Origin of the sequence: Streptomyces sp. GbtcB7, assembly GCF_019091445.1 — a bacterium.
GTDB lineage: Bacteria > Actinomycetota > Actinomycetes > Streptomycetales > Streptomycetaceae > Streptomyces > Streptomyces mirabilis.
In genome coordinates, this window is sequence record NZ_JAGXJM010000020.1 from 51,423 (window position 1) to 75,725 (window position 24,303).

The following is a 24,303-nucleotide window of genomic DNA, read 5'->3' on the forward strand; positions in this document are numbered from 1 at the left end:
ACGGGTCTTAGGGGAGGGCTGGGACGGGGTTGTCCACGCCGCTGCGTTCCAGCCACTCCCGGTACGCCGGGGACTGCTGTGCCGTCTCCCGGTACGCCTCCGCCAAGTCCGGACAGACGCCGTCCAGCTCGGCCTCGGCCCGTCCTGCACCAACGCGATCCCCAACGCGACCGAGCGCTCGCGCGTCAACCAGCTCTGGGCCAACGGTCTCGCACAGGCACTGGACAAGGCCCTGAGCAAGACCGACGCCCGCCAGCCCGTAACAGCCAGTCCCCACCCCCCCGTTTCCGGACCGGTCAGTGCGGTGACGCGATGGCGCGGGCCGCCGCGACCTCCTGGCGCAGCGGCTCCAGCACACTGCCGGACGGCCCCGTGAGATCCGTACGGACCGCGACGAGGGTGTCGGTCTCGCGCAGCCCGTCCGACAACTCCCGCAGTTGCAGCGCGACGTGGGAGATCTCGGCCGGGGAGGGGCGCTGGGCGCCGTGCCGGATCCGCACCCCGGCGGCCGTGGTCGCGTCCACGATCCGCTCTACCGCGACGACGAGCGGCAGCCAGGCCGCGGCGCGCCGGCCGCTGGGCGGCGGTTCGCTCAGGGCGCGCTGGAACTCCGTGCGGATGCCGGACAGGTCGCGGTAGAGGCGGCGGCGCATCCGGGCGCGGGCGGCGGGGTCGACGTCCGCCCCGAAGGCGTACTCCACATAGCGGGCGGTGTCCGCGACCGCGTCCGCGAGGCGGTCGCCGACCCGGGTGTGCCAGCTCTCCGGCCACAGCAGATAGCCGGCGACGAGGGCGATCGCGCAGCCGATGAGGGAGTCGGCCAGGCGTGGCACGAGCAGGGCGGTGCCCAGATGGTTGAGCACGTCGGAGAGGAGGAGGATCACCGGGGTGACGGCGGCGGTCTGGTAGCCGTAGCCGCGTCGGCCGAGGACCGGGATGAGCGGGCCGAGGACGAACATGACCGGCACGTCCCACCAGCCGAGCGGCACCAGGGCGAGGACGACGGCCGCGACGACGAGTCCTGCCACCGTGCCGAGCGCGCGCAGCAGCGCCCGGGAGAAGACCGAGCCGAAGTCGGGCTTCATGACGAAGGTGATGGTGAGGGCGACCCAGTACGAGCGTGGCACCGGGACGAGGGAGACCAGGGCCTGGGCGAGGCCGATGCACAGGGCGAGGCGCAGGCCGTAGCGCCAGGAGGCGGCGGACAGCAGGACGTTGCGGGAGGCGCGGGTGGCGCGGACGCGCAGGGATGGGGGTCCCCCCTGGTCGAGCGAAGCCGAGAGCTTGGGGGAGGGCCTGCCGAGGCGGTCGTCGACGTTGCGGAGGGACGCCTTGCCGGCGGACCGGTCGCTGACGACGTCGGCGGCGTGCCGCAGGGCGTGGTCGACGGCGCGAGCGGTCTCGTTGGTGGGGACCGGGAGGCTGAGCCCTATGGGGCCGGTGTAGCCGGTCTCGACGGCGTCGGCGAGGTGGCGTACGGCGTCCGGGACTTCGGGGGCCAGCGGCTCGTGGAACTGGTGGGCCGCCGGGGCGGCTTCGACGACGGGCGTGATGGCGTTGAGCTGGGCGAGCAGCCGGGCGAGTTCGGGGTTGCGGCCGTGGTGGAAGGCGCGCCGGGCGAGGGCGAGGTCGTAGGACTGGTTGAGGGACTGGGTGACGGCGAGGCGGATGTCGACGTACCGCTCGGTGCCGGTCGCGGCGAGCAGGTCGGCGACGGTCCGGTAGGTGTGGGCGACGGCGGCCCGTTCGGGGATGCCCGAGCGCAGCGGCCAGGCGAGCAGGGCCAGGGCCAGCACGAGGAGGCCGCCGCCGGACATCAGCACGGGCGCCAGCCACCAGGGTCCCGGCAGGGGAAGTCCGGCGCCGATGGAGCAGTTGAGGAGGAGCAGCAGGCTGGACACGGAGGCCACGGCGCCGATCGTCGAGATCATCCCGGAGACGAGCGCGACGCCGGTGACCGCGCCGACGGCGACCCAGCCGTGGCCGTAGACGAGCGAGCCGATGGTGACGCCGATCGCGCCGAAGAGCTGGGGGACCGCGATGTTGAAGATGCGCATGCGGTAGGCGTCCGCGGTGTCGCCGATGACGCCGGACAGGGCGCCCATGGAGGCGAGGGCGCCGTACGCGGGTTCGCCCGCCGCGAGGCCGATCGCCAGCGGCAGGGCCAGCGCGATCGCGGCGCGCGCGGCGGCGGCCCAGGGCATGGAGGCCTGCTGCGGTCGGAGGTTCCTGACCAGCCAGTCGGGAGGGGTGAGAACACTGGGCAACTGGCGGGGCATGGACCCATTATGACCGCATTGCGCCACCGCCCCTGGGGCTCATTTGTGCTGGTGAAGGGTGATATCGACGACGAGCGCGCGGTGGTCGCTGCCGGCGATGCCGAGGAAGGTGGCCGCGTTCGCGGAGAAGTCCCGGGAGACGAGGACGTGGTCGATCTGGGCGCCGAGGGTGGGGGCGGTGCGGGCGGGCCAGCTGGGGGTGCGCGGGGAGCCGGCCAGGCGGGCGCTGTCGCGCAGTCCGGTGTCGAGGATGCGGCGGAACGCGGCGTGGTCCTGGGAGGCGTTGAAGTCCCCGGCGAGGATGGTGGAGCTGTCCTTGCCCCCGGCGGCGTAGTCGCGCAGTTCGCCGAGCTCGCGCTGCCACAGTCCGACCTGCCCCGGCAGCGGCGGCATGGGGTGCGCGAGCTGGAGCCGTACGGAGTGCCCCTGTACGTCGGCCACGGCCCCCGGCATCCCCATCGTCCCGCGTACGCCGTCCGCCACCGCGAGCGGGAACCGGCTGATGATCACGGAGCCGTCGGACCCGGCGCCCTCGACGGACACGCGGTACGGATAGCCGCCCCCCGGGCCCTGGAAGGCCTTCTTGAGCGCGGCGGAGCACGTGTACTCGCACTCCTCCACGAACACGATGTCGGGCCGGTGCCGTTCGACGGCGGCGACGAGCGCGCGGGCGCCCCGTCCGAACTGCACGTTCGACGTCATCACGCGCAGTTCGGCGACCGGACTCCCGGTCGGCTCGGCGGTCCTGCCGTACGGCTCGATGTACCAGGCGAGCGCGCCCAGCAGCAGTACACCCCACACCATCGCGACCCGCGAGCGGGCGAACAGGGCGAGCAGGAGTCCGAGGGCGGTCGGCGCGAGGAGCCACGGCAGAAAGGCGAGCAGCTGGGGCACGGGGGTGATGCCGTCGCTGTCGGCGCCCCGGCACCCGACCACCACACTCACCCCGGCCAGCAGCAGTCCGCCCGTCCAGGCCCCGATCCGCCGGCCCCCGGACCGCTCCACCCGCTCCCCGGACCCCGCCGGGGCGGTCACCGCAGTCTCCAAGTCTGGGCCTGCCTTCCGCTCGTCTGCGTGGCGTGCCCGAATCCTCCCTCAAAGACGGGTGGGGCGTCTGCTCAGGCGTCGAGTCCGTCCAGGAAGTCCGCCAGCGCCCCGTTGAACTCCTCCGGTCGCTCCAGGTTCGGCAGATGGGCCGCCGCGGCGATCACGCTGAGCGTCGAGTGCGGCAGCGCCGCGTGCATCGCCTCGGCGTCCGGGACCGGGGTGTACTCGTCGTCGGCGCCCACGACGACGAGGGCCGGGACGGTGACGCGGGTCAGCAGGTCGCGGTAGTCGGGGCGCTCGGCCCGTCCGCGCAGGGCCGCCGCCGCGCCCTCGGGCGGCGTGGCGGTCATCATGCGGTGCACGTGCGCCGCGACCCGCGCGTCCGCGTACGGCGCGACCATCTTGTAGAGCACCTCGTCGGCGTAGCCGGCCATGCCCTCGCGCAGCAGGCGGTCCGCCATCGCGGCGCGCGCCTTCCTGCCCTCCGAGGTCTCGGCCGACGGGAACGTGTCGGCCAGCACCAGCCCCCGGATCCGCTCCGGGAACAGCCGGTAGCACTCCATCGCGATCTGGCCGCCCATGGAGAGTCCGGCGAGGATGAACCGGTCCACCCCGAGGTGGTCCAGCAGCGCCGCGATGTCCTCGGCGAAGGTGGCGAGGGGCGTGACGCCGGGGACCACCGGAGACGCGCCGTAGCCGCGCAGATCCGGGGCGATCACTCGCCGTCGCGACGAGAACGCGGCGATCTGAGGGGTCCACATCGTGTGGTCGAAGGGGTGGCCGTGGATCAGGACGAGAGGGAGCGCCGCGGCATCGGCGGCGCCCCCTTTGTCCTCGTATGCGAGGAAGGGTGCCATGGTCACGACCCTAGGTCCGGCCAACTGCTCGGTGCAATAGGATCTTTGCCCTCGGTGCAATCCAGGCGGTGCGGCCCGATACCGCGATCCAGAACGCGAACAGGGGGACTTCACGTGGTGGACGACTACCGGCGCATCGCCGACCGGCTCGCCGACGACATCGCCGCCGGGCGGCTCAGACCCGGCGAACGACTGCCCCCGCAGCGGGCGTTCGCCCGGCGGCGCGGGATCGCCGGATCGACGGCCGGACGCGTCTACGCCGAACTGGTGCGGCGCGGACTGGTGGTCGGCGAGGTCGGGCGGGGCACCTTCGTCCGGGCCGCCCCGGTCGCCTCGGGACGCGCCCTCGCCGAGCCGTCCTCCCAATCCCCGGCCCCGCTCGTGAATCTGGAGCTCAACTACCCCACCGTGCCGGGCCAGTCGGAGCTGCTCACGCCCGCCCTCGCCCCGCTGCTGCGCCCCGACGTCCTCACCGAGTCCCTGCGCACCGCTCCCGCCACCGGTACGCCCGCCGCCCGCGAGGCCGCCGCCGGCCTCCTCGCCACGCCGGGCTGGCGTCCGGCCCCGTCCCGGCTGGCCTTCGCGGGCAACGCCCGTCAGGCCATCGCCGCCGCGTTCGCCTCCCTCGTCCGGCCGGGCGGCCGCGTCGGCGTCGAGGCACTGACGTACCCCCTGGTCAAGGAGATCGCGACGCGGCTCGGCGTCACTCTGGTCCCGCTGGCCATGGACGACGAAGGGCTGCGGCCCGAGGCGGTCACCGCGGCCCACCGCTCGGCGCCCCTGTCCGCCCTGTACGTGCAGCCCACCCTGCACAATCCGACCGGCGCGACGATGGGGGACGCGCGCCGCCGGCAACTCGCCGACACCGCACGCGACCTGGACCTCCCGCTCGTCGAGGACCGCATCTGGTCCTTCCTCCACACCGGCCAGGACCCCCTCGCCGCCCACGCCCCCGAGCGCACCTACCTCGTCGACGGCCTCTCCAAGCGGGTCGCGCCCGGCCTCACCGTCGGCTTTCTCGTCGTACCCGAGGACCGGGTCGAGGACGTGGCGGCGGCGCTGCGCTCCGGTGCCTGGAGCGTGGGACGGTTCGCGCTGGAGGCCGCGGTGCGCTGGCTGGCGGACGGCACGGTCGCCCGGCTGGTCACCGCCAAGCGGGCGGACGCGGAACTGCGGCAGGGGCTGGTCGCCGAGCATCTCGCCGGGTTCCGTGTGCGGGCCGATCCGCGGGCGTACCAGGTCTGGTGGGAGCTGCCCGCGCCATGGCGGGCGGACACGTTCACGGCGGCGGCAGCGGCGCGCGGGATCGCGGTGACCCCGGGCTCGGCCTTCGCCGCCGCCCCCGCCGCCGCGGCGGGCGCTGCGGACGCCGTCAGGCTCGGACTCGCGTCGGTGGCTCCGCCGGAGCTGGCCCGGGCGCTCGGGACGCTCGCCGACGTCGCGCGTACGCGGCCGTGAGCAGGGCGGTCAGCGCGACCGTGAGGCCGAGCGCGAGCAGCGCCCAGGAGACCAGGCGCAGGGTGTCGGTGAGGGCGTCGTAGACCGCGCCCACCGCCGTGGGGGACACGTCGGGCGGCAGGTCGGCGAGGGTGAGCCGGCGACCGACGGCGACCGCGACGCCGAGCAGCGCGGCGCCCAGCGCCGTGCCGAGCCCGGTGGCCAGCACCGCCTGTCTGCGGCACACCGCGACGAGGATGCCCGTCACGGCGAGGACGGCCGCCGAGACGGGCAGCCAGAATCCGGCGACTTCAAGCACATGGAACCCCTTCCGGAGCTCGGCCAGATCCTCCGAGGGCAACACCGTGATCTCGGTGTGCTCGACGTGGATACGGTTCGACAACGGCACGTGCGCGTCGGCGAGTTGACTCCTGACCTGTTCGGCGACCGGGGCGAGGTCGATCGTCACGGCCTCCTCCCGGTCACTGCGCAGCGCCCGCATCACCGCCTCGTGCGCGGCCCGGTTCGCCGCCTGCCACGCCGTGTGGAACGCCGGTGTCAGCGTGAACGAGCGCACCGCGTCCCGTACGAAGTGGTTCACCGGCCCCTGGAGCGGTGCCCGCACATGGACTTCGCGCAGGATCCCGGTCGTGACGGCCGCGGCGATCGCCTCCCGTACGTCCGTGTCGGCGGCGAGCGGCTCCATCGCGGCCGCGTAGCGCTCGTCGTCGCCGATCCCGTACGCCGCCCAGGTCGACAGCGCGCCGAGCGGCGCGAACAGGCAGGCGAGGGCGATCAGGACGGCCGACAGGGTGCTGCGCACACGAGGGGACACCTCACCAGGCAAAGGCCCCGTGGGGGGCGAGCGCGAGCGGAGTGACTCCATACGGGTGCAAACGACAAGCCGCTCCGGTGGAGAGCTCACCCGAACGGGTGTTACCTGGTTGTAGCGGCTCTTCCCCAGACTCCTGGGACCTGGTCCCAGGGGGTAGGTGAGTGAGGGAGGTGCACGAGGCCCCGGCAGCCTGCCGGGGCCTCGTGCACCATGCCGTGGCGTCGCGTCGGCGTGCCGCCGAGTCAGTTCACCGGATGGCCCGCCGCGTCCTCGTGCGTGTAGTAGCGGTAGAAGCTCCCCGCGAACACGAACACCGCGACCCCCAGCGCCACGGACGTGGACCGCAGCACGGACTCACCGGTCAGGCTGAAGAGGAACCCGAACGTGACGCCCGCGAACACGGCCCACGCCAGCGCGTGCTCTTCACGCCTCAGCACCGGCGCCAGCATGCGGACGCCGATGTAGGCGGCCGCGACCACGATCGCGCACACGAACCCGAACAGGACGTTCCAGCCCGTGATCGGTCCGGCGTCGCGCACGTTGGCCGCCGCCCAGTACCCGTAGATCAGCCCGCCGACGACGGGCACCGCCCACTTCGCGACGGCGTGGGTGCGCGCGTCGAAGACATCGGGTGCGCGGTGCGTCCGCGCCGCCCAGGTCGAACCCGCGATTCCCGCCGTTCCCGCCGTACGCCCTGTCACCGCTCCGTGTCGTGCCCCTGACGCCTTCGAGACTGGTGCCGCGTGAGTCATGGGAGCACTCCTCTCTCCTCGCCCCGCCTTCCAGGTCACACCCCGGCCGGGTGGCTGGCAAGTCGGGATGCGGGGGTTTTGGCCTCGTGTTTCGCTGAACCCCATGAAGGTCGTACTCTTCGGCGCCACCGGAATGATCGGCAGCCGCATCGCAACGGAGGCATCGGCGCGCGGGCACCAGGTCCTGGCGGTGAGCCGCTCCGGGCAGTCGCCGGTCCCCGGGGTCACGGCGACCGCCGCGGACGCCTCGGACACGGCGAAGGTGACCGAGCTGGTGGCGGGCGCGGACGTGGTGGTCTCGGCCTGCGTACCGCCGAGAGACGGGACGGATCCCCGGGGGCCGTTCCTGGCGCTGAACACGGCGCTGGTGGAGGCCGCCCGGGCGGCCGGGGTGCGGCGGCTGGTGATCGTGGGCGGGGCGGGCAGTCTGGAGGTCGCGCCCGGACAGGCGCTCGTGGACCAGCCCGGCTTCCCGGAGGCCGTTGTGGCGGAGGCGCGCGCCCACAGCGACGCCCTCGACTTCTACCGCACGGTCGACGACCTCGACTGGACGTACATCTCGCCCGCCGCCGACATCGCCCCCGGCGCCCGTACCGGCGTCTTCCGCCTGGGCGGCGACCGGCTGCTCACCGACGAGCACGGCAACAGCAGGATCAGCGCCGAGGACTACGCCATCGCCCTCGTCGACGAGCTGGAGACGTCCGCCCACCCGCGCGCCCGGATGTCGGTGGCGTACTGACGAGGAACGGATGGTACGGCGACGTGGGCGGCCTGCGACGCATCCGAGACCTGTCGCCGCTGCTCGGCCCGGTGCCTCCGGAGCAGCGCGAGGACTCCGTCCAGCGGCAGAAGATGCTGCGGCTGCGCGGTCACAGCGTCGCCTGGGTGCCGCCGCTGCTCCTGCTCATCGGCATCGGGCTGGCCGACTGGAACACCTCCGACCAGTTCCGGATCATCTCCTGGATTGTCCTCGTCCCCAGCATCGCGGCGGCGATCTGCGGGGTGTGGACCACGGCGATCTTCGCCTGCCTGGCGGTCGTCACCTACGTCGAGGTGGACGCGTCCTGGCAGCACCAGTACCAGACCGGCCTTCCCGACTTCATCCTCGTCAGCGTGGGCGGCGTCCTCGCGGTCCTGGCCTGTGCGGTACGGGTCCGCGGCGAGCGGCGCATGCTGCACATGAAGGACGTCGCCGAGACCACCCGGCGCACGGTGCTGCGCCCGATGCCGCCGGGCTGGGGCGGCCTCGACCACGCGGCCGTGTACCTCACCGCCGACAGCGAGGCCCGGGTCGGCGGGGACTTCTACGACATCCAGCCGGGCCCCTTCGGTACCCGGCTGCTCCTCGGTGACGTACAGGGCAAGGGGCTGGGCGCGGTGGAGTCGGCGGCCGCGCTGCTGGGCACGTTCCGCGAGGCGGCGTACCACGAACCCCTCCTGCGGACGATCGCCGACCGTCTGGAGGTGCGGATGCTCCGGCACGTCGGCTACCGCACGGCGGTCGGCCTCGACGACCGCGACCGCTTCGCCACCGCCGTCCTGGTGGGCTTCCCCGACGACACCCGGGACACCGTCGAGTTCGTCAACTTCGGCCACGAGCCGCCCCTCGTGGTCGCGCCCGACGGCGTACGTACCCTGCCGCCGGGTCACGGACTTCCGCTGGGTCTCGCCGAGCTGACCTCCGACCAGCCGCTCGTCCTGACCGCAGTCCTGGTCCCCGGCGAGACCCTGCTCCTCGTCACGGACGGGGTGACCGAGGCCCGCGACGCCGACGGAGCGTTCTTCCCGCTCTTCGACCGGGTGACGCGCGCCCTGACCGAGGACCCGCGCACCGTCGAGCCGCAGCGCCTCGTCGAACTCGTCCGCGACGGCACACTGCGGCACAGCGGCGGGCGGCTGGCCGACGACACCACGATCTTCGCGGTACGACGACGGGGGGACCCCAGGCCGGTGGTGTCGCCGAACGTGGTCCCGGAGGGCACGGGCGGGGGCACAAGCCGGCCATAGGCGGGCGTTTGCCCGGCTGCCGTCCCCCCTCCGCAGGCGCAGCGGTTACGGTGCTGGCGTACGTGATCGATGGGGAGGGAGGGAACCATGCCCGGAACCGTGCTGCTCCTCGCGGCCTCACCGGTGGGCAAGGGGTGTCTGGTGGACGCGGCGTCCGTACTCCCCGTGCTCGCGGCGGTGTCCCCCGCGGTGCTGTCCGGCACGGACACCGCGAACGTGGTGGAACTGGCCGACCCGTTGGAGCCGCAGGCCGTGCTGACCCGGCTGCGCGCGGCCGCCACGGCTCCCGGCCCGCTGACGATGTTCGTGACGGGCCAGCTCCAACTGGACCGCCGCCAGCGCCTGCCGCACCTCGCGCTGGCCCGCACCACCCCCTCGACCGTCCGCTACACGGCCTTCCCCTGGCACTGGATCACCGAGGAGCTCCGGCTGCGCGCACCGGGCACCACCGAGCTCCTGGTCGACCTGCACGCCGACGCGGAGACCTGGGAGCACCTCGCGACGAGCCCGCTCACCGCGGGCACGGGGGTCGGACTGTACGGGCGCGTCGCCCCGCCGCCGCCCCGGCGCACGGTGGCGTCACCGGCGTACATGAAGGCCCTCGCCACGATCCTGCGCAGCGGCCGGCGCCCCGAACTCCCGCTGCTGCACCAGCAGTCGCTGGCCCGGATCGAGGCCGAGAGCGGGCCGTCGGGGATCGTGCTGGCGGCTCCCGCGCGGATACCCGTGGTCCCGGACCCGCACGCCGCGATCACCGCCGCCGCGCAGGCCGGCCGGCACGACGAGGCCGCGGCACTGGCCGCGCGCTGGGAGCAGGAGGCGGCCCGCACCTGGGGCGTCGCCTCCGAACAGGCCCTGCACTGGGCGGAGGTCCGCGCGGACCTGGCGATGCTCGCGGGCGACCCGGTCGGCAGCTGCCGCACCTGGCTGGCGATCGCCGGACACCGGCTGGACGTGGGCCAGCCCGCCGACGCCCCGGCCGTCGAGTCGGCCGTGGACCGGGCCCACCACCAGTGGGGGCAGATCGGCGACTCCGCGCGGGCCGTCGAACTCGGCTCCGCACTGGCCGAGTTGAGGCTGCGCGTGCCCGGACGCCGACGGGGCGCCCTCGACCACATACAGCGGCACCTCAGCAGGCTCCAGGCGCGGGTGTGACGGTCGGGTTCAGGGCCCGGCGGGCAGTCTGACCCTGAACCAGGCGCCGCGGTCGGAGGGTTCGAGCGTCACCGTGCCGCCGTGTGCCGCCGCGATCGCCGCGACGATGCTGAGCCCGAGCCCGCTGCCCGTACTCCCGCCACCGCCCGCGCTCGCGCCCTCGCCCCGTACGAACCGGTCGAAGATCCTGGCCCGCAGCGCGTCCGGCACCCCCGGCCCGTCGTCCGTCACCTCGATGACCCGGTGGTCGCCCTCCGTGCCGAGCCCCAGCGTGGTCGTGGTGCCGGGCGGGGTGTGGGTGCGGGCGTTGGCCAGCAGGTTGGCGACCACCTGGTGGAGCCGGAGCGGATCCCCGGCGACGGTGTGCTCGCCGGGCGCCACCAGCAGCCGTACGGGATGGTCGGGATGGCAGTCGCGGGCGGCGGTGACGGCGGCACGGCACAGCTCCGCCAGGTCCACGTACCGCACCCGCAGGGACTGGCCGAGGTCCAGTTCGGACAGCAGCACCAGTTCGTCGATGAGCGAGGTCATCCGCTCCACCTCGGTCGACATCCGTCCGAACGCCTCCTCCCGCATCCGCTCGGAGGACGGATGCCCGACGCGGGCGAGCTGGGCGTACCCCGAGATGGTGGTCAGCGGATTGCGCAGTTCGTGTCCGGCGGCGGCGAGGAACTCCCGCAACCGCCGTTCCGAGTCGAGCCGTTGCCGGGCCGCCCGGCCGTCCAGCCACCGGGCACCGCACGCGACCGCGGCGAGCAGCACCAGCGAGGCGGCGGCCTCGGCCCGCAGCAGCCGGGTGACGGCCTGGTGCGCGTCGGCCATCGAGCGGGCGATGACGACATAGGTGCGGTCGCGGTCCGGGGCCGGGCCCCGGGGGCGCACCACGAGCGCCCGGTAGGTGCCGCCGATGCCCACCGGGTGCCCCCGTGCGGCGAGGGCGGCCAGCCGGGCCGGGGCGAGGGCGGGGAAGGACGGCAGGTCCGGGGCGCCCGCGTACCGCTCGGTCACCCGGCCGGTGCTGTCCAGGACGAGGATCAGGCACGACCGGTCCAGGGCGGGGCGCCCGTTCGGGCCCGTCACGCCGGCCGCCTCGCTCAGTTGGACGCCGCGGTACTTCTCGATCTCCTCGTCGGTGCGCAGCACGAGGTGGTGGCCGAGTGCCTGCGCGGAGAGCGCGGCGACCGTGCCCAGGGTCACCAGCGTGGCGGCGAGCCACAGGGCGACGGCCCGTGAACCGGCGGCGACCGGTGGTCGCGGGGGTGCGCGGTGCGGGTCGCGCGGCTCCCCGGTCGTCAGTCCGAGCACAGCAGATAACCCGCCCCGCGTACGGTCCGGATGAGCGGCGCTCCGGCGTCGCCGAGCTTGCGGCGCAGGTAGTAGACGTAGGTGTCGACGATGCCGGAGCCGTCGGCGCGGTGGTTCCAGACCCGCTCCTGGATCTGGGCGCGGGACAGTACCCGGCCCGGGTTCTCCATCAGATAGCGCAGCAGGGCGAACTCGGTGGTGGTGAGGCCGACGGGTTCGCCCGCGGCCCACACCTCGTGGGTGTGGACGTCCAGGCGCACGGCACCGGCCTGCAGGGTGTGCCGCTCGGCGGGGCGCTCGGCGGTGCGTCGCAGCAGGGCCCGTACGCGGGCCGCGATCTCCTTGAGTTCGAAGGGCTTGGTGACGAAGTCGTCGCCGCCCAGGTCCAGTCCGCGCACCCGGTCGTCGACGTCACTGCGCGCGGTGAGGAACAGCACCGGCATGGTGTGCCCCCGCGTCCGCAGGGTCCGGCAGATGTCGAAGCCGTCGAGGTCGGGCAGGTTGATGTCGAGCAGCACGAGGTCGGGGCGGCCGCGCGCGACGGCGTGGAGCGCCTCGCGCCCGGTGGCCGCGCCGGTCACCTCGAATCCCAGGAACTCCATGGCCATGGTGAGCATGGCGCGCAGATGCTCCTCGTCGTCGACGACGAGGAGCCGGGCGGGGGAGTCGAAGGGGACAGGGGTGGTCATGTCCTGTTCCTTTACTGGCACATTTTGTTGAAGACGTCGATTGAAATGTCAATTTCAAACAGAGCGGCTCGTATGGTGACACGTACCGGCAGGTAGTGAGGCCAGGTCGGGAACAACTGTCCGAGACATGCGGAAGCCCGCCCTCCCCCGGGGAGGCGGGCTTCCGGGCCACGGCGCCGATGTATCAGCTCAGCCGAGAATCAGCCGGTGAAGATGAATCAGCCGGTGAAGATGAAGTACTTCCAGTCGCCGTGCGTCGTCGAGTTCACGTTGTCGCCCGACGTGCCGTTGTAGTACGAGGAGCGCACGCGCATCCGGTAGCCCGTCTCGTGGGTGCCGCCGAGCTGCACCCTGGACACGCCCGTGGAGCTCAGCTTGAAGTACTGGGTGCCCGCGTCGTACCAGGTGCCCTGGTAGTAGAGCTCCATCTCCAGCCGCTGCTGACGGTGCGGATACGCCGTCATCGTCGTGGTGAACAGCGGGTCCTTGGACTTGTGGAAGTAGTTGTACGTGTGGCCGTACACCGACTTCTTCTTGTACTGGCCGCTGATCGCCGTGGACACCTTCACCTTGGCGCCGACGGTGCTGCTCACGGACTTCGGCTTGTAGCGCGAGTCGCCCGCGAACTTCGCGGTGACCTTCGCGTCGCGCGTGAGGTCGAGCGTCACGGTGAGGTTGCCCGAGGAGTTCACCTTGCCGGACTTCACCAGCTTGTTGGGCTTGTCGGAGCCGAACGGGTCGGCCCAGATCTCGACCGTGCGGTTCTTGTACGTCGACCCCAGGTGCGCCGTGAACTTCACGTCGGTGCCGTACGCGTACACCTTGCGATCGTTGTTCAGGGTCAGCGTCGGGGTGGCGCGCGAGACCTCCACCGTGTCCGAGGCGGACGCCGGGGTGTGGGTGGCGTCGCCCGCGTACTTCACCGTGTACTTCACCTTGCCGCCGGCCGGCGGGGTGTCCTTGAAGGAGAACTTGCCGTCGGCGCCCAGGGCCTTGGTGCCCAGCGACTTGCCGTTCGGCGACTCCATGTCGGTGCGGGTGACGGTGACCGGGGTCCCGGCGGGCAGCGCCAGGGTCGCGGTGAGCGTGCCCGAGACGGTGAGGGACTTGGCGCGGGTGGCGCTCGCCGGTGCGCTGACCGTCAGCGTCGGCTTCGACTGGGTGGGGGCGTTCATGACGCGGAGCGAGAACACGCCCTCGGAGTTGTACGTCACCGCGAACAGCCGGCTGCTGGTGCCGGGCTCCCAGGCCAGCGCGCCGGTGGCCAGCAGATCCGAGCCGCTGCTGTGGCCCGTGTTCGGGAAGTCGTACTGCCGTACGGGGCTGGTGGCGCCCGGTGTGAAGACGTGGACGTCCGGATCGTAGGAGGAGTCGGAGCCCGCGGCCACGGTGCCGTCGTCGGCGACCGCGTCGGCGTTGGCGTAGTGGGTGGTGGGCAGGGAGCCCGCCGTCGAGAGGTCCGAGGACTGCCAGACCCAGTTGCGGTCGTCGGCGTTGGCCGTGACGACCTTGCTGCCGTCCGGGGTGAACGCGAGGTCCTCGGTCTGACCGTGGTTGTGGTCGATGAACGCCGTGCGGGCCGCCGTGCCGCCCGCCACGTCGTACACGGCGAGCAGCGACGAGGAGGTGACCGGGTCGCCGGCGGCCAGCGCGTTCGGCGCGCCCGGTGTCGCGGCCAGCCGCGGGGCGTCCCGCCAGTGGGAGGCGTCGTCCTGGCCGAGGGCGACCACGGGGTCGGTGCCGGTCAGGTCGAGGGAGCCGATGTTGCCCGCGTACGAGGTGCCGTAGCCGAACCAGATCTTGTTGCCCGCGGCGGCGAGGTACTCCGGCTCGGTGTCGGCGCCCGTCGGGTACCGCGCGGACTCCGTCAGCGTCGCCGTGTCGATGGCGACGATCGCGTCGTCGTCGCGTGCGGCGGCGTAGAGCGTGCCCGAGTCGGCAGACAGTTGCAGACCGGTGACGCCCGCCAGGGAGGTCACCTGCGTGACGACCCGCCCGCTGTAGTCCGTCACCACGACCTTGCCGTTGCGCGGGTCGCTGACGAAGACGTGCTGGTGGACGCCGTCCACCACGAGGTCGCCGGTCGCCATGACCGGCAGGATGCTGCTGGAGTCGGCACTCGCCGTCGTGGCGGTGCCGATGGCCAGGGCGGCGGAGCTGAAGGCGACCGCGAACGCCGTGGCGATGGGAAGAGTGCGCATACGCACGCTGATTCGAACCCCCCGGTACGAAGTGTGGGCGCCACGGACACGGGTCGAGTGATGTCCTGGCCGGGTATGACCTGCGAGTCGTGCAGGACCTGTGAGCCGTGTGTGGCGAGTGGGCAAAGGTTAAGTCATGCCACTGACAACAGGAGGCGCAGGGGTCCCTGGAACGCGTGGGAATGCCGTTCCGCCCCTGTCGAGAGCCTCCCCCGGCGTCAACTCCGGTGCCATGATGGTGAGTCATGACTGCTGAGGGGGAGGGTGTGGCAGCCCGGGCCATCCGCGTGCGTCTGGACGGGACGGCGAGCGACAGCGATGTCGGCGCCCTGAAGAAGTGGCTGGAGCGGGAGAGGCCGCTGGAGCAGCTGGTCAAACGGGGCGATCTCAGGATCGAGGAGCGCGCCGGGACCGATGAGCAGGGCACGCCCATGGGCGTCGGCATGGACATCGTGCTGGTGCTGATCGGGGCGGGCGCCGAGACGCTCTTCAAGGAACTGCTCGCACAGGTCAAGAGCGCGGTACGGGCCTGGAGCGACAACCGCGGCTCCGTGGAGAACGGCGATCCGCCGGAGGCCCGTGTCGATCCCCTGGGTCCCGACGAGAGGTAGCCGGGTGGACCGCTTCGACCCGCGGGGAAAGGTGAACCGGGCGCTGCTGGTCGGTGTGTCCGAGTACGAGTTCACGCGGCCGAAGCACCGCGACGGCGTCCCGGGCCAGCTGCCCGCCGTCGCCCACAACCTCGCGGTGCTCGTACGGGCCCTGGAGCGGGGCGGAGTCCTCCGGCCCCTGGAGATCACCGTCGCGCGCTCGCCACGGCTGGCCGACTTCCGCCACTCCCTGCGCGCGGCCGCCGACTCCGCCGAGGGGCTGCTCCTGCTCTACTTCGCCGGACACGGAGCCGTGCCCAGCGCGGGCGACGAACTGTGGCTGCAGATGCGCGACGCCGAGGTCGTCCGGGGCGAGACGGCGGGGTTCGAGGGCGCGGCCCGGTTCACCAACGTGCTGCGCATCCTCGCCAACAGCCACGCGGAACGGATCGTGGTCGTCCTCGACTGCTGCAACGCGGGCAACGCCGCCCGGGTGTGGGAGGCGGTGGAGCGCCCCGACGTCCGACGGCGCGTCTCGGTGCTGATGAGCGTGCAGGCCAACCACCGCATCGACGCGGGCGACGCCGACACCCCCACGCCGTTCACCGCCCGGCTGGTGGAACTGCTGACGTCGGGCATCGAGGACCAGGAGGGCGAGGGGCGGGGCGACGAGGTTCACTTCCTGGCCCTCGCGGAGGCGCTCAGGGCCTACATGTCCACCCACCACCGGACCGAACGCGGCGAAGCCTGGGAACCGCAGAGCCGCACGGAGAACCCTCCGGTGGACGTGGTGCTGGGGATCCGGGCGGGGGCGGGGAGACCTGTCGGCTCCAGGGCGCAGGCCGTCGGAGCGGGCGCGGCGAGCCGCCCCACGTCCGGTCGCCGTCGGCGGCGCGCTTTCGTGGCTCGGGTGCGTGCGGCGGCGGCCCGGATACGGCCCGGGGCCGTGGGCCCGGGCGCGCTCCGGCCCTCTGCTCCCGCCCCGCACCGGCCCCCCGGCCAGGCCCCCGGCGGGCGATCGACCCGCCGAGCCGCCGTCGTCCTCCTCGTCCTCGCCGCCGCCCTCGGCCTCGTCGGCTACTTCGTCGTCGACAAGGCGGCCTCCGACCGGTCCGTCTGCGGCCCGCCCGTGGAACTGCGGCTGCTCACGGACCCCGATCTCGAATCCACCGTCCGCAAGGCGGCCGACACCTATCTCACGTCGGCGGCGAACACCACGGGCGGCGGCTGCCGGCGCAGTGGGATCACGGTGTACGGCGCGGGCGCGGCGGCCGTGGTGGCGGGTCTGCGCGACCAGTCGGATCCCTGGCAACGGCCGGTGAGCGACGACACCGACCCGCAGCGCGACATCGGGCCCCAGCCGGACATCTGGATCCCGGGCACGCTCGCGACCGCGGCCAGGGCGCGCTCCTCCGGGGTGGCGCGGACCTACGTGACGCTGGAGCCGGACGCGGCGCCGTTCGCGTACTCCCCGATGGTGCTGTCGCTGCCGCAGGGCATCGCCGAGGACGCGGTGCGCGACCGGACCGGCGACTCGCTCGCGGGCCTGCGGGCGAAGCTGGCGCGCCGGGACAAGAGCGCCTCCGTGCGGCGCCCGGATCCGGAGTACACCGACTCCGCGCTGCTGGCCACGGTCGGCCTCTACGGCCCGGGCAAGGCCGACGTGGGCCGGGCGGAGGGGAGCGTGGCCCAGACCGGACCGCCCGCGCCCACCGCCGGTGACCTGCTGTGCACCCTGCCCGACAACGCGGACACCGACCGGAGCACCGCGGCCCTCGTACCGGAGTTCCTGATGGTGAGCGGGGTCGGCTGCGACCGGACGACACGCACCCCGCGGATGGCCGAGTACCCCGACGACGTACCGGGCCTGACTCCCACCTTCGTGCGTGTCCGCTGGACGGGCGGCGACAACGACGAGGCGGCCCGGGACGACGCGGTACGGCGCTTCCACGACTGGCTCACGGGCACCGGTGACACGGGCGAGAAGAACAGCGGCAACGAGGTCGACAACGGTCTCGCGGTCTTCGGGCAGGACGGCTTCCGCGCCCCTTCCGGCGCCCGCGCCTTCCTCGCCGCCCACGACTCGGCCACCGGTCTGATCTCCGACCCCGGCCGGCCCGCCGGGGCCGCGGGTGCCGAGGCGATGGACACGGCCCTGAACCAGTACCGCAACGCCAAGGGCCCCGGCCGGGTGCTCTTCCTGCTGGACAGCTCCGGCTCGATGGCCGGCCTGTGGCAGGGGCCGGGCGGCGCCCCCGGCATCCTCAAGCAGTCCCTCGGCGGACTCGGCGCACAGGACGAGTACGGCGTCTGGTCCGTGGCCTCCCCGGGCCGGAGCCCGTACGCCGAACTGCTGCCCTTCGGACCCCACAAGCGCCGCGACGCCGAGCGGGCCCTCGACCGGGCCGCGGTCAAGGACGCGGAGGCCGACCCGTACGACGCGCTGAAGGCGGCGCTGGACACCATGGCCCAGAAGGGCAGGGACGACGACCGCCCCGAGCTGATCGTCTTCCTCACGGACGACGAGGACGACAACCACCTCACGGCGAAGGGCCACTTGGACGAGCTGCTCACCTCGGCCCGCGCCAAGGGCGTCCCGGTGGTCATGGCGGCCCTCGACAGCGGCGGCTGCGCCAAGGGCAGGCCCGACCAGCGGATCTCCGACGCGAGCGGCGGGCGCTGCCTGGACACCAAGGGCGACCTCGTGGCAGGACTGCGGGACGAGGTCGCGCGCACCGGAACGGGGGACGAGTGATGCGACGGCGGCGGACATCCGGGCGGGGCCTTGGGCGGGTCCATGGACGAGTCCAAGGACGGGTCTACGGACGAGTCCACGGGCGGGTCTACGGATACGGGCTGGCCCTCGCTCTGCTGCTGACCGCCTGCACCGGCGGCGGGCAGGCCGGTCCCGGCGCCACGGTCTCCCCCGGTGCCTCCGGGGACATCGTCGTGGCCAGCGGGCGGGACGTGACCGGCAAGGGCGGCATCCGGCAACAGCTCATCGACGCGTGGAACGCCCAGCAGGACAGGGAACACAGCGACGTCCACGCCCGCCTGGTCGAACTCCCGGGCTCCGCCGACCAGCAGCGCAGCCAGCTGCTCGGCGCGCTCCAGTCCGGCAGCGCCCAGTACGACGTCGTCAACCTGGACGTCACCTGGGTGCCGGAGTTCGCCGCCGCGCACCTCATCCGCCCGCTGCCGGACGCCCTGGTCGGCGCGGACGTCATCAAGTCGGTCGCCAGCACGGCCCGTTGGGGCGGAAAACTCTACGCCGTCCCCTTCAACAGCGACGTCGGCCTGCTCTACTACCGCCGGGACCACCTCAAGCAGGCGCACGTCCAGGACACCGACCTGAGCAAGGGGATCACCTGGCGGCAGCTGCGGGACCTCATCGATGCCGTCGAGGCGCCGGGCCGGTCGCGGCCGAAGGGGTACGAGAAGGGCTGGACCACCCAGCTCGGCCCGTACGAGGGCCGCACGGTCAACGGGATCGAGGCGTTCCTGTCCGCCACCGACGGCGCCGGCCTCACCGACGAGAACGGCCGTTACACCGCCACCGTCCAGCAGTTGACGGACGGGCTCGCGGAGCTGCGCGCCCGCACCCAGGGCGCGTACACGCTCGGGGACGCGGTCCGCTCGGACGAGGGCGAGTCGCTCACCGACTTCGCGGACGGGCGTACGGCGTTCCTGCGTCACTGGCCCTACGCCTACCGCACCCTGCACCAGTCCCTGACCGACGCGCAGCTCGGCGTCGCTCCGCTGCCCGGCCGGGCGGTGCTCGGCGGCCAGAACCTGGCGCTGGCCGGATCGTCCCAACAGGCCAACAAGGCAAGGGAGTTGATACAGTTCCTCACCAGCAGGGAGAGCGAACGCTGTCTGCTCGACGCGGGGTTCGCGGCCACCCGGGAGACCGCGTACACGGCCGACGACGTGACCTGCGGCGTGGCGAGGACCCCCGGAGCGGCCTCCCCCTCGGCCTCGCCCTCCGGCGAGAGCGCCGACCGCATGCCGCGCGACGACCACGGGCGCCCCGCGTACGCCCGGACGATCCTGCTCCCCGCGCTCCGGCGCGCCGTCCAGCGCCCCCGCACCCCCTTGTACGGCGCGTTCACCCAGACGTTCGCCACCGAGCTGGGCAGGCTGTTCAGCGACGACCCGCCGGGCGACGCGGAGTTGGCCGCCGAACTGGACAAGGAACTCAGGAAGGCTCTTCCGGGCTGACGAGATACGCGAGCGCCCCCGACACCAGCGTTCGCACGCCCGGTGCGAGCGTCGCCAGGTCGGGCGCGAACTGCGGGCTGTGGTTGCTGGGCACGGCCGCGAACTTCTCCATGAGGTCGTCGCCCGGGGCCGCGTCCCACACCTCCGCCGGGGTGCTGGTCACGAACCAGTAGGAGTACGGGATCTTCCCCTCCGCGAGCCGGGGGAAGTCCTCGCTGCCCATCGCCGGACCCGGGTCGAGGATCGTCCCGGCGCCGAAGACCTCGCCGTGCACGGCCGCGACCCGGCGGTCGGTCTCCGGGTCGTTGACGGTGACCGGGAAGTTGTTGCCGACGACGACGTCGGGCTCGCGCGGGCAGCCGGCGGCCAGGCACTCGCCCGCCGCGATCCGCCGGATCGCCGCGATCATCCGCTCACGGACCTCGTCCGACTGCGTACGGATGTTGAGGGCGATCCGGGCCTCGGAGGGGATGATGTTGTGCCGGGTGCCCGCCTCGATCCGTCCCACGCTCAGCACGGCCGACTCGCGCGCCGCGAGCTCCCGGCTGACGACGGTCTGCAGCCGGGTCACGAGGTACGCGGCGGTGACGACCGGATCGACGGTCGACTCCGGACGCGAACCGTGCCCGCCCCGCCCGTGCACGACGATGTCCACGTCGGTGGAGGCGGACATGATCAGTCCGGGCGAGTGGGCGTAGAGCCCGGTGGGACCGGGGGCCGCGTGCTGGGCGAGCAGGACGTCCGGCCGCGGGAACCTCTCGTACAGTCCGTCCGCGACCATCCCCGACGCGCCCTCGCCGGTCTCCTCGGCGGGCTGCCCGAGCACGAGGAGCGTGCCGGACCAGGCCTCGCGTCCGGCGGCGAGCGCCCGGGCCGCGCCCGCCAGCCAGGTGACGTGCAGATCGTGCCCGCAGGCGTGCATCACGCCGGGCACCCGGGAGGCGTACGGCAGTCCGGTCTCCTCCTGCACCGGCAGCGCGTCCATGTCGGCGCGCAGCAGCACGGTCGGCCCGGGCCCGTTCCGCAGGACGCCGACGACTCCGGTGCCGCCGACGCCGGTGACCGTGTCGAACCCGGAGGTGCGCAGCCGGTCGGCGAGCGCGGCGGCCGTCCGGTGTTCCCGCATCGACAGCTCCGGGTGCCGGTGCAGGTCGCGGTAGAAGTCCTCCAGGTCGGGAACCGGGAGGTCGGCGGTGAGGTCCAGTGCGATGCGTGCGGCAGGCGAGATCACGGGGCCAGCGTAGGGGCCGCCGACGGGACGGGGGAGTTCCCGTCGGCGGCCGGTCTATCGAAGGGCCTGCGCGTGGCCCGTGAGGTGCTGGAGGTGCGGGGTGGTGGCTTCGGCCGCCCGGGCGGGGCCGGCGTTCGCTGCCAGGACCAGGGCGGCGACGGCGACGACGGCCGCACCGAATCCTCTGAAGTAGCGCGCGGAAATACGTCGGAGCATGGCGACCTCGCAACAACAGCGGCGTATTAAGCAGGCTTAATCCGCCGCTTAACGTAGGGGTTCGATGCATCGAAGGGCAAGGGGTGCAAGGGGAGTTGGACAATAGTCAAAAGTTGGCCGAGTGTAAGTCGGGTTAATGGCATGCTTAATCCATGGCGGAGCGTGACGGCCCGGAGGTCATCGGGCGCAGGGTTCAGCAGTTGCGTACGGAACGCGGACTGACGCAGAAACAGTTGGCGGAACCGGCGTACACGCCCGCGTACATCTCCACCCTGGAGGCCGGGCGGGTGCGGGCCTCCGAGCCCGCGCTGCGGCACATCGCCGAGCGGCTCGGGGTGGCGTACGAGGAGATCGCGACCGGGCGCCCCGCCCACCTCGCCACCGATCTGCGGCTGCGCCTCACCGACGCCCAGCGCACGCTCGCCACCGGCGAGGCGGAGGTCGCGGCGGAGCAGTACGACGCGCTCCTCGCGGAGGCGGACGCGCACGGGCTTGTCGCCGAGCAGGCCGCGGCGCTGCTCGGGCTCGGCGAATGCGCCCTGGAGACCGGGAACCTGGAGACCGCGCGGGAACGTTTCGAGGCCTCGGAACAGCGCCTCGGCGACGCGCCCCTGCCGAACCGGGTGCCCGCCCTGCGCGGCCGGGCCGTGTCCCACTACCTCGCCGGTGAACTCCGTTACGCCTGCTATCTGTTCGAGTCCACCCTCGACGAGCTCAACCGCACGGGGATGCACGACCCGGACGCGCTGCTGCTCCTCTACACGGGCGTCATCGCCCCGTACATGGACATGGGCGCCCATGCACGGGCCGCACAGGCGGCGGAGTTCGCGCTCGCCCTGGCGCCCCAGGTGGGTGATCCGGCCCTCGTCGCCCGGATGCACCGATCCGTCGCCCGCACGATGATCGCCGAGGGCCGGGTCGCCGAGGCGGACGCCTCCCTCGCCAAGGCCTCCGAGCTCTACCGGCAGCTCCAGATCCGTACCGAGCTCGCCAACTGTCACTGGATGCGCGGCTACTTGTACGCCCAGAACGGTGAACTGGAACGGGCGGAGGGCGAGTTGCGGGAGGCGCAGGCGATGCTCTCGGCGAAGCGCGCCGCCCTGTACACGAGCCAGGTCAACGTGGAGCTCGCGGACGTACTGCACCGGCGCGGGAAGTCGGGCGAGGCCGCCATCCTCCTCCACGAGGTGCTCGGTGACCTCAGTCCCGAGCGCGGCGCCGTGCACTCGGCCGGCGCGCACCGCCTGCTCGGCATCATCGCCGAGGACGCCCGGGACACGGAGTCCGCCGAGGAGCACTACGTGCGGGCGCTGAGTCTTCTTGAGCGGGCGGGGGCGGCGGGGGATCTCGCCGACCTGTGCCGGCTCCTCGGGGACCTGTTGCGCCGCACGGGCCGGGTGGAAGCGGCCCTCGACGCCTACCGCACGGGCCTCGGCCACCGCACGGCCCCCGGCACCACCACCCTGGGCCCGGCCCCGGCCCAGCCCCCGCTGTAACGGCCGGTTCCGCGACTGCGGGCGGTTCCTCGGCCGCGGGCCGGTGGGGGCTGGTCGCGCAGTTCCCCGCGCCCCCAAAAGCTCGGCGGGGGCGCACAGGGGGGTCTTTGGGGATTGCCGGGTTCTGGACAGGCGTACTGGCTAGCCTCCGGAGTCGTACATTCGCGGCAGGCGGGAAACGGCGGCGTGGAGAACGAGTACCCGGAGAGCCGGCGGCGCCCCGACGCGCTGCGCCTCGCCGCCCGCGCCCTCGTCCACGTGGTCCTCGGTGGCCTCGCCCTCATCGCGATCGCCACCGTCGCCTCCGTCCTCGGCCCGACCCTCGCCCTCGACCTCGCCACCCCCGCGATGGCGGCCTGGTGGACGGTGTTCACGGCGGTCGCGGTCCAGGGCGTCCCGTTCCTACTCCTCGGCACCCTCGTCTCCGCGGCCATCGGCGCCTTCGTCCCGGAGAAGGTGTTCAGCCGCCTCCTCCCTCGCAACCCGGCGCTCGCCGTCCCCGTCGCGGGGGCGGCGGGTGTCGTCCTGCCCGGCTGCGAGTGCGCCTCCGTGCCGGTCGCGGGAAGCCTGATGCGGCGCGGGGTCGCCCCGGCCGCCGCCCTCGCCTTCCTGCTCTCCGCGCCCGCGATCAACCCGGTGGTGCTCGTGGCCACCTCGATCGCCTTTCCCGGCAAGCCGATGATGGTGTTCGCCCGGCTGGCCGCCTCCCTCACGACGGCCGTCGTGATGGGCTGGCTCTGGGTACGGTTCGGCCGCGACGAGTGGCTGCGGCTGCCGACCGCGCCCCGCCCGCGCACCGACGCGAACACCTCCCGCTGGGACGACTTCCGCGCCGGGCTCCAGCACGACTTCCTGCACGCGGGCGGCTTCCTGGTCCTCGGCGCCGCCGCGGCGGCGACGTTCAACATCGCCGTCCCCCGCTCCGTCCTCGACGTCTTCACGGGTTCCGCGTGGCTGTCGGTCGCGCTGCTCGCCGTCCTGGCGGTGGTGCTGTGCGTGTGCAGCGAGGCCGACGCGTTCGTCGCCGCGTCGCTCACCGGCTTCTCGCCCACCGCGCGGCTGGCCTTCATGGTGGTCGGCCCGATGGTGGACCTGAAGCTGATCGCCCTCCAGGCGGGAACCTTCGGGAAGGCCTTCGCGGTCCGCTTCTCGTCCGTCACCTGGGCGGTCGCCCTGGTGAGCAGTTCGCTGGTGGGGTGGTGGCTCCTGTGAGGCGGTACGGACCCGCGCTGTTGCTGCTGCTCAGCGGCGCGGCGGTGCTGCGGATCTCGCTCTTCGGCGACCTGTATCTGCGGTACGTGCAGGCCGGGCTGCGCCCGTACCTCGTCGTGTCCGGGGTGCTCCTGGTGATCCTGGCCGTACTGGGCGCCGTACGCGCGACAAGAACGTACGAGGACGACCACGACCACCGGGGCGAAGAGGATGAGGAGGGCAAAGAGCGTGACGTGGAGGTGGACCGTGGCGGGCACGATCACCGCCGTACCCCTCGTATCTCCCTCCTCCTCGCCGTCCCCGCCGCCGCCCTGCTCCTCCACCCGCCCCCGGCCCTCGGTTCCTACAGCGCCGACCGCGAGGCGGCCCAGCGGGCGGCGCAAGGGGTCGGCACCTTTCCCGCCCTCCCCGCCGGCGACCCCGTCGACCTCACCCTCGGCCAGTTCACCTCCCGGGCCGTCTACGACAGCGGGCGCTCGCTGAAGGGCCGCACGGTGCGGATGACGGGCTTCGTCACGCGGGGCGGCGACGGGAGCTGGTATCTGGCCCGGCTTCTCATAACGTGCTGTGCGGCGGATGCCAGTACGTACAAGATCGAGGTGCGGGGCGCCGACGCGCCCGTGAACGACACCTGGGTCACCGTCACCGGCACCTGGCGTCCCAAGGGGAAGCTCGGCTCGGACGCGGCATGGCCGCCGGTGGTGGACGCGGCCTCGGTGACGAAGGTGAAAGAGCCGGAGAACCCCTACGAGCGGCGGTAGCGCGCGCACCCC

Annotated in this window: 20 protein-coding genes and 2 pseudogenes; 11 read left to right on the forward strand and 11 right to left on the reverse strand. The window is 73.1% G+C overall.

Features of this window, described 5'->3' with window-relative positions; translation table 11 throughout:
- Positions 1-7 precede the first annotated feature (7 nt).
- A pseudogene (locus KVT44_RS58430) lies at positions 8-148 on the reverse strand (LysR family transcriptional regulator); the annotation flags it as partial.
- Between KVT44_RS58430 and KVT44_RS29760 the strand changes: the two are divergent.
- Positions 131-376 (forward strand): annotated as a pseudogene (locus KVT44_RS29760) (snapalysin family zinc-dependent metalloprotease); the annotation flags it as partial. The pseudogenes KVT44_RS58430 and KVT44_RS29760 overlap by 18 nt on opposite strands.
- Here KVT44_RS29760 and KVT44_RS29765 read toward each other — a convergent pair.
- The 3 genes from KVT44_RS29765 to KVT44_RS29775 all read right to left on the reverse strand — a co-directional run bounded on the left by KVT44_RS29765 (position 297) and on the right by KVT44_RS29775 (position 4,183).
- Positions 297-2,279, reverse strand: coding sequence for an FUSC family protein (locus KVT44_RS29765; RefSeq protein ID WP_217569934.1), 1,983 nt, complete (start codon positions 2,277-2,279; stop codon positions 297-299). The pseudogene KVT44_RS29760 and the gene KVT44_RS29765 overlap by 80 nt on opposite strands.
- 39 nt (positions 2,280-2,318) lie before the next feature.
- Positions 2,319-3,284, reverse strand: a complete 966-nt coding sequence (locus tag KVT44_RS29770) for an endonuclease/exonuclease/phosphatase family protein (protein ID WP_308314155.1) — start codon at positions 3,282-3,284, stop codon at positions 2,319-2,321.
- Between the two features lie 113 nt (positions 3,285-3,397).
- The gene (locus KVT44_RS29775; protein ID WP_217569936.1) at positions 3,398-4,183 is read right to left on the reverse strand and encodes an alpha/beta fold hydrolase; all 786 of its coding nucleotides are present in this window, start codon (positions 4,181-4,183) and stop codon (positions 3,398-3,400) included.
- Between the two features lie 117 nt (positions 4,184-4,300).
- Between KVT44_RS29775 and KVT44_RS29780 the strand changes: the two genes are divergently transcribed.
- On the forward strand, positions 4,301-5,641 hold the full coding sequence (locus KVT44_RS29780; RefSeq protein WP_217570129.1) for a PLP-dependent aminotransferase family protein: 1,341 nt from the start codon (positions 4,301-4,303) through the stop codon (positions 5,639-5,641).
- On the opposite strand, the gene KVT44_RS29785 is transcribed toward KVT44_RS29780, so the two are convergent.
- Both KVT44_RS29785 and KVT44_RS29790 read right to left on the reverse strand, forming a co-directional pair.
- Positions 5,556-6,455: a hypothetical protein gene (locus KVT44_RS29785; RefSeq protein ID WP_217569937.1), complete on the reverse strand. Its 900-nt coding sequence runs from the start codon at positions 6,453-6,455 to the stop codon at positions 5,556-5,558. The two genes, KVT44_RS29780 and KVT44_RS29785, sit on opposite strands and share 86 nt — an antisense overlap.
- Positions 6,456-6,697: 242 nt before the next feature.
- On the reverse strand, positions 6,698-7,126 hold the full coding sequence (locus KVT44_RS29790) for a hypothetical protein (RefSeq protein ID WP_099925523.1): 429 nt from the start codon (positions 7,124-7,126) through the stop codon (positions 6,698-6,700).
- A gap of 184 nt (positions 7,127-7,310) precedes the next feature.
- On the opposite strand from KVT44_RS29790, the gene KVT44_RS29795 reads away from it, so the two are divergent.
- From KVT44_RS29795 to KVT44_RS29805, 3 genes are all read left to right on the forward strand, one after another.
- On the forward strand, positions 7,311-7,946 hold the full coding sequence (locus KVT44_RS29795; protein ID WP_217569938.1) for an NAD(P)-dependent oxidoreductase: 636 nt from the start codon (positions 7,311-7,313) through the stop codon (positions 7,944-7,946).
- Between the two features lie 113 nt (positions 7,947-8,059).
- Positions 8,060-9,214: a PP2C family protein-serine/threonine phosphatase gene (locus tag KVT44_RS29800; protein WP_217570131.1), complete on the forward strand. Its 1,155-nt coding sequence runs from the start codon at positions 8,060-8,062 to the stop codon at positions 9,212-9,214.
- Between the two features lie 87 nt (positions 9,215-9,301).
- On the forward strand, positions 9,302-10,369 hold the full coding sequence (locus KVT44_RS29805; protein ID WP_217569939.1) for a hypothetical protein: 1,068 nt from the start codon (positions 9,302-9,304) through the stop codon (positions 10,367-10,369).
- A 9-nt stretch (positions 10,370-10,378) separates the two neighbouring features.
- Here KVT44_RS29805 and KVT44_RS29810 read toward each other — a convergent pair whose 3' ends face one another.
- The 3 genes from KVT44_RS29810 to KVT44_RS29820 form a co-directional block, all read right to left on the reverse strand.
- Positions 10,379-11,674 (reverse strand): sensor histidine kinase KdpD, encoded by a 1,296-nt coding sequence (locus tag KVT44_RS29810; RefSeq protein ID WP_217569940.1) that lies wholly within the window; start codon positions 11,672-11,674, stop codon positions 10,379-10,381.
- A complete protein-coding gene (locus KVT44_RS29815) occupies positions 11,662-12,363 on the reverse strand; it encodes a response regulator transcription factor (RefSeq protein ID WP_217569942.1) in 702 nt (233 codons plus the stop codon). Before KVT44_RS29815 ends, KVT44_RS29810 begins: the two co-directional genes overlap by 13 nt.
- A gap of 218 nt (positions 12,364-12,581) precedes the next feature.
- Positions 12,582-14,564 carry an Ig-like domain repeat protein gene (locus tag KVT44_RS29820; RefSeq protein WP_254650051.1) on the reverse strand — a complete coding sequence of 661 codons (1,983 nt, stop codon included), beginning with the start codon at positions 14,562-14,564 and terminating at the stop codon, positions 12,582-12,584.
- A 245-nt stretch (positions 14,565-14,809) separates the two neighbouring features.
- On the opposite strand from KVT44_RS29820, the gene KVT44_RS29825 reads away from it, so the two are divergent.
- From KVT44_RS29825 to KVT44_RS29835, 3 genes are read left to right on the forward strand one after another with little or no spacing between them, the layout of a single operon-like run.
- The gene (locus tag KVT44_RS29825) at positions 14,810-15,175 is read left to right on the forward strand and encodes a hypothetical protein (protein WP_211179035.1); all 366 of its coding nucleotides are present in this window, start codon (positions 14,810-14,812) and stop codon (positions 15,173-15,175) included.
- 4 nt (positions 15,176-15,179) lie between these two features.
- The gene (locus KVT44_RS29830; protein WP_217569946.1) at positions 15,180-17,909 is read left to right on the forward strand and encodes a caspase family protein; all 2,730 of its coding nucleotides are present in this window, start codon (positions 15,180-15,182) and stop codon (positions 17,907-17,909) included.
- On the forward strand, positions 17,909-19,375 hold the full coding sequence (locus KVT44_RS29835) for an extracellular solute-binding protein (RefSeq protein WP_217569948.1): 1,467 nt from the start codon (positions 17,909-17,911) through the stop codon (positions 19,373-19,375). The genes KVT44_RS29830 and KVT44_RS29835 overlap by 1 nt, the downstream gene beginning before the upstream one ends.
- Here KVT44_RS29835 and KVT44_RS29840 read toward each other — a convergent pair.
- Both KVT44_RS29840 and KVT44_RS29845 read right to left on the reverse strand, forming a co-directional pair.
- Positions 19,353-20,606 carry an amidohydrolase gene (locus KVT44_RS29840; protein ID WP_217569950.1) on the reverse strand — a complete coding sequence of 418 codons (1,254 nt, stop codon included), beginning with the start codon at positions 20,604-20,606 and terminating at the stop codon, positions 19,353-19,355. The two genes, KVT44_RS29835 and KVT44_RS29840, sit on opposite strands and share 23 nt — an antisense overlap.
- 54 nt (positions 20,607-20,660) lie before the next feature.
- Entirely contained in the window at positions 20,661-20,822 is a 162-nt protein-coding gene (locus KVT44_RS29845; protein ID WP_162489364.1) for a hypothetical protein, read from the reverse strand.
- Between the two features lie 152 nt (positions 20,823-20,974).
- On the opposite strand from KVT44_RS29845, the gene KVT44_RS29850 reads away from it, so the two are divergent.
- From KVT44_RS29850 to KVT44_RS29860, 3 genes are all read left to right on the forward strand, one after another.
- On the forward strand, positions 20,975-22,318 hold the full coding sequence (locus KVT44_RS29850; RefSeq protein WP_217569951.1) for a helix-turn-helix domain-containing protein: 1,344 nt from the start codon (positions 20,975-20,977) through the stop codon (positions 22,316-22,318).
- A gap of 186 nt (positions 22,319-22,504) precedes the next feature.
- On the forward strand, positions 22,505-23,530 hold the full coding sequence (locus tag KVT44_RS29855; protein ID WP_217569954.1) for a permease: 1,026 nt from the start codon (positions 22,505-22,507) through the stop codon (positions 23,528-23,530).
- Positions 23,527-24,291 (forward strand): TIGR03943 family protein, encoded by a 765-nt coding sequence (locus KVT44_RS29860; RefSeq protein WP_217569956.1) that lies wholly within the window; start codon positions 23,527-23,529, stop codon positions 24,289-24,291. The genes KVT44_RS29855 and KVT44_RS29860 overlap by 4 nt, the downstream gene beginning before the upstream one ends.
- Positions 24,292-24,303: the final 12 nt, after the last annotated feature.